This is a genomic window from Parafrankia sp. FMc2 (assembly GCF_041008525.1).
Classification (GTDB): domain Bacteria; phylum Actinomycetota; class Actinomycetes; order Frankiales; family Frankiaceae; genus Parafrankia.
In genome coordinates this window covers 1-4,305 of the sequence record NZ_JBFLUG010000280.1, presented here as the reverse complement: position 1 = coordinate 4,305, position 4,305 = coordinate 1, and the positions used below count along the sequence as shown (strand labels likewise).

Here is a 4,305-nt window from a genome sequence, read left to right as displayed (position 1 = left end):
TACAACCGGCAGCGGATACACTCCGCAATCGGTTACCTCACCCCCATCGAGTTCGAGGAAGAATTTGACGGACGAGACCTCCGTGCGGCATAGTTAGGCTTGTCTACAAAAGCGGGAACGCTCCAGGTCCTGACCACCATGCGTTACGGCGACGTGATTCCGCACACGGGCGAAGCCTGGGCCGGTACAGCCTGCCTCCTGTACGGCACCGGGTGAGGGTGCGGCGCCGGGTGCCAGGAAGCCGGCCAACTCGGCCACGCGCGGGGCCCGGTGGCGAAGCCGGGGGCGTCCACGCGCCTATGCCGTGCGCACAGCCGTCGACCAGTGGCTGGCCGGGGGTTACCCGCAGGCATATGACCAGCTGTGCAGCAAGGGCCAGTCGAATGAAACTGCTCGCCGCGACCTCGCGCGAATGGCGCTCGTCCATCGCTTCGGCGTATAGGCGGGAGATGAGCGATGCACCAGCCTCCAGACGGGTGTGCCCGCTGTCGAACGCGACCGCTACCGCCTGCCCCGCCTACCGTGCACGCGGCCGATCAGTCTTCGGGCGAGGGCGTCGCCGCCGAGACGCCCGGTGCGACGGCCGGAGTTGACACGGCGGGAGAGGTGCGGGGCATGCGGGGCCGGTTGTGCCAGGCGGGGATCCGTTCCCGGCCCCGTGCTGTGAACCCGCACCGCTTCTTCCGGCGCGAGCGCACCTCCGTGGGCTCCCGGTACGACCGCTCCGGCTTCCAGGAAGCGCCTGGCCCTGGTCGTCGCCGGTGAACGCCTGATCAGCCGGATCGGGCCGCTCGCGCGGGCGCTGGCCGCGTTCGGGGCCCCCGGAGGGAGAGAAGGCCGAGATGAAGATCCTCGTGGACTGCGCCGACGACACCGATGACGCTCAAGGAGCTGACGTATGACCACTTTCGGCCTGACCGGACGGCTCGCGGTCGTCACGGGAGCCCAGCGCGGCATCGGCCGGGCCATGACCCCTGCGCCCGCTGCGGCCGGCGTGGACGTCAACGACATCAGCGCCGCGCAGCAGGATGTCATCGCCTTGGCCCTGCGGGGCGATCCGCAGCGCACCCCAGCGGCCCTGGAGTGCATCCCGGCCGGGCGGAGGAGCTCGGACGACCTGCCAGGCGCAACCGTCTTCCTCGTTTCCAACACCGGCGCACATGTTCCGGGTGCTGCTGCTCCGGCCAACGGCGGACGGCTCGGCCGATGACGGCCGGTTTCGACTCCGTGCTGAGAGGTTTTCGGATCCTGCCGGTACTGACCGTACCCGACCCGGCCACGGCCCGTCTCCTGGCCGAGGCGCTCACGGCGGGCGGCGCCCGAGGCGCCGAAGTCACCTTCCGCACCCCGGGCGCCGAGCACGTACTCAAGACGATGGCGGCTCACGGCGGTATGACAGTCGGCGCGGGCACCGTACTCACCCAAGATCAGGCGGAACGGGCCGTGGCCGCCGGAGCCCGCTTCGTCGTCTCGCCCGGCTACGACGAGGAGGTCATCGCAAAGTGCCGGGAGCTGGGGGTGCCCGTGGTGCCGGGCATCGCCACCGCCACCGAGCTGATGCGCGCCCTGCGGGCAGGCTGCGACACCGTCAAGCTCTTTCCCGCCGAGCCGCTCGGCGGTGTGCGGACGCTCAAGGCACTCGCGGCCCCTTTCCCGCAGGCCCGCTTCGTTCCGACCGGCGGGATCGACATCTCCCGCCTGGCCGCCTACCTCGCCGACCCGGCGGTCCTCGCCGTCGGCGGCAGCTGGATGGCGAGCGCCGCGCACCTGGCGCGGGGCGACTACGAGGAAATCCGCCGGCTGACCGCCGAAGCCATGGAACGGAGCACGCCGTGACCGATGTAGTGGCCCTGGGCGAGGTGATGCTGCGCTTCGACCCGGGCGAGGGCCGCATCCGTACCGCCCGCACCTTCCGGGTCTGGGAGGGCGGCGGCGAGTACAACGTGGTACGCGGTCTGCGTCGCTGCTTCGGACTGCGAACCGCCGTCGTGACCGCCCTCGCCGACAATGCCGTGGGCCGACTGGTCGAGGACCTGATACTTCAGGGTGGAGTCGACACCTCGCTGATCCGCTGGATGCCGAGCGAGGGCGTCGGCCACGCCGCCCGCAACGGGCTGAACTTCGTCGAGCGCGGCTACGGCATCCGCGGCGCGCTCGGCGTCAGCGACCGCGCGCACACCGCAGTCTCCCAACTGCGCAAAGGTGATGTCGACTGGGACGCCGTCTTCACCGCGGGCACACGTTGGTTCCACACCGGTGGCATCTTCGCCGGACTGTCCGAAACCACCTCCGGTGTCGCCGAGGAGGCCATGGCGGCCGCCCGCCGCCACGGCGTCACCGTCTCCTACGACCCCAACTACCGCCCCAGCCTCTGGACGGACCGGGGCGGCCCGGACCGGGCCCGCGAGGTCGACCTGCGGCTGGCCCGGCATGCCGACGTCATAGTGGGCGCCCTGGGACTCGCCGGCACCCGCCCGGGCGACGTGCCGATCCGTCCCGACGAGGTACCGGACGCGCTGATGGAGGCCGCCGGCCGGGCTCCCGCCGCGTCGGTCGTGGCGACAACGCTGCGCGAGGTGCCCTCGGCCGATGTCAACGACTGGTCCTCGGCCGCCTGGTCCGCCGAGACCGGCCTCGTCACCGGCCCTCGGATGCGCGGCCTGCACATCCTGGACCGCATCGGCTCCGGCGACGGCTTCGCCGCCGGACTGATCCACGGGCTGCTCACCGGCGCCTCCCTCCCACGCGCCCTTGCCTATGGCACAGCCCACGGCGCCCTCGTCATGACAACACCCGGGGATGCGTCCATGGCCTCACTCGCCGAGGTCGAGGCACTCATCGAGGGTGGACCCGCCCACGTCAGACGCTGACCGGCGGCACCCCTCACCCATATTCGAGGAGGATGTCACGTACAGGACAACATTCAGAAACACGGCGCTGTCTCGCGCACCGAGTTCGGCTTCGGGCCCATCGGAGAACTCTACGAAGTCACCCCTTCGCCCAAGCAAGGCGGCCGTCGAGACAGGCCTGTCAGACCGGCAGCTCGTAGCCTGGAGCGGGTCGACAGGGTGGAACAGGCCGCCACCGAATGCGGTGCCGCCCCGGTCATCAGAGCATCCGGCGAGATCAGCGGTGTCTACTTCCGCTGGGCTGCCAACACACGAGCCCGCAAGCAATCACCGCTTTCGCGCACAACGCCCGGCTCCAGTCACCCTGGGCAGGGAAGCTCTACGCCCTGGTCGGGTCGCCCCGGGCGACCCGACCAGGGCGTTCATGACGTTCAGTGCCCGGATCTCCCGAGACCGGAGACGTTGCCAAAACGCGGGTCAGGTTCGCAGGGTAGGCACTTCGGGTCGTGGGGACTGTCCCTGCGGGTATGACGAGAACTGGCGGTGGAAGACGCCGCCCGCCGCAGGGTCTTCCGACGCGGCGGGAGGGACGGGGACAGGAAGGAGCGGGTCGTGGGCGAGCAGCGATCGCATCCACGGATCGTGGTGGGCGCGGACGGGAAGGCACCGAGCGTGGCCGCCCTGCGCTGGGCAGTGCCACAGGCCGAGGCCACAGGCGCGGTGATCGACGTCGTGACGGGATGGCAGGTCCCGGCGACGATCCTGGTGACACGCACCTACACCGAGGGCGACTACATGGAGGACGCCCGGCAGGCGCTGGAGCGGACCGTGGACGAGGCGCTGGTGAACGAACCCGTTGTGCACATAGGCATGTACCTGGTTCCCGAGCGCCCCGCGCTGGCGTTGACCAGGACCGCCGAGGACGCGGACCTGCTCGTTGTCGGCGGCCACGGGCGCGATTTTCCCGGTATGCGTCTTGGATCGGTCGCGTCATACTGCGTGCGTAACGCTCCCTGCCCGGTCGTCGTCGTGCGCGGCACCTTCACGGAGGCTCAGACACAACCGAGCACGACCGGAAGCCCGGCCGCCGTCCACTAGGTTACCCAGAGCCAGCACCCCGAGAGCCTGTAACAAAATGACGCCGAACAAGATCGGTAGTCAAGCGCACACGGCTGAGATCGCCGCTGACGGACGAACGTGGGCTGCCAGGCCAAAGTTGGTGGCCCGGATCGGCCGCTTCTCGGCATTTTGCGACAGGCTCCCGACCAACGGGCATGAACCGAGTTCGCCAACATCGCATCCGCGGTCGCCAGCACCACCGCGCAGCCAGCTAGCCGGGTCTTCCGCACATGGGGATTCGATGCTTCGACCTGCCTGACTGGTGATCAAGGTGGTCGGGTCGGGTCGACGCCGAGGATGTCGAGGAGGTGTTGGTGAAGGTGTGGTGGGCGGGGGA

Annotated in this window: 4 protein-coding genes; all 4 read left to right on the top strand. The window is 69.8% G+C overall.

Annotated features, from left to right (window positions below; genetic code table 11):
* Positions 1 to 898 precede the first annotated feature (898 nt).
* The 4 genes from AB1460_RS36015 (at position 899) to AB1460_RS36000 (ending at position 3,947) form a co-directional block, all read left to right on the top strand.
* Positions 899 to 1,210: a hypothetical protein gene (locus tag AB1460_RS36015; protein WP_368966955.1), complete on the top strand. Its 312-nt coding sequence runs from the start codon at positions 899 to 901 to the stop codon at positions 1,208 to 1,210.
* A complete protein-coding gene (locus tag AB1460_RS36010; RefSeq protein WP_368966953.1) occupies positions 1,207 to 1,836 on the top strand; it encodes a bifunctional 4-hydroxy-2-oxoglutarate aldolase/2-dehydro-3-deoxy-phosphogluconate aldolase in 630 nt (209 codons plus the stop codon). The genes AB1460_RS36015 and AB1460_RS36010 overlap by 4 nt, the downstream gene beginning before the upstream one ends.
* On the top strand, positions 1,833 to 2,870 hold the full coding sequence (locus tag AB1460_RS36005; RefSeq protein ID WP_368966951.1) for a sugar kinase: 1,038 nt from the start codon (positions 1,833 to 1,835) through the stop codon (positions 2,868 to 2,870). The genes AB1460_RS36010 and AB1460_RS36005 overlap by 4 nt, the downstream gene beginning before the upstream one ends.
* A gap of 591 nt (positions 2,871 to 3,461) precedes the next feature.
* The gene (locus AB1460_RS36000) at positions 3,462 to 3,947 is read left to right on the top strand and encodes a universal stress protein (RefSeq protein WP_368966949.1); all 486 of its coding nucleotides are present in this window, start codon (positions 3,462 to 3,464) and stop codon (positions 3,945 to 3,947) included.
* Positions 3,948 to 4,305: the final 358 nt, after the last annotated feature.

Bases quoted from the DNA above. Each gene is read 5' to 3' on its own strand.
- AB1460_RS36015 (WP_368966955.1), top strand. From the start codon at position 899: ATGACCACTTTCGGCCTGACCGGACGGCTCGCGGTCGTCACGGGAGCC.
- AB1460_RS36010 (WP_368966953.1), top strand. From the start codon at position 1,207: ATGACGGCCGGTTTCGACTCCGTGCTGAGAGGTTTTCGGATCCTGCCG.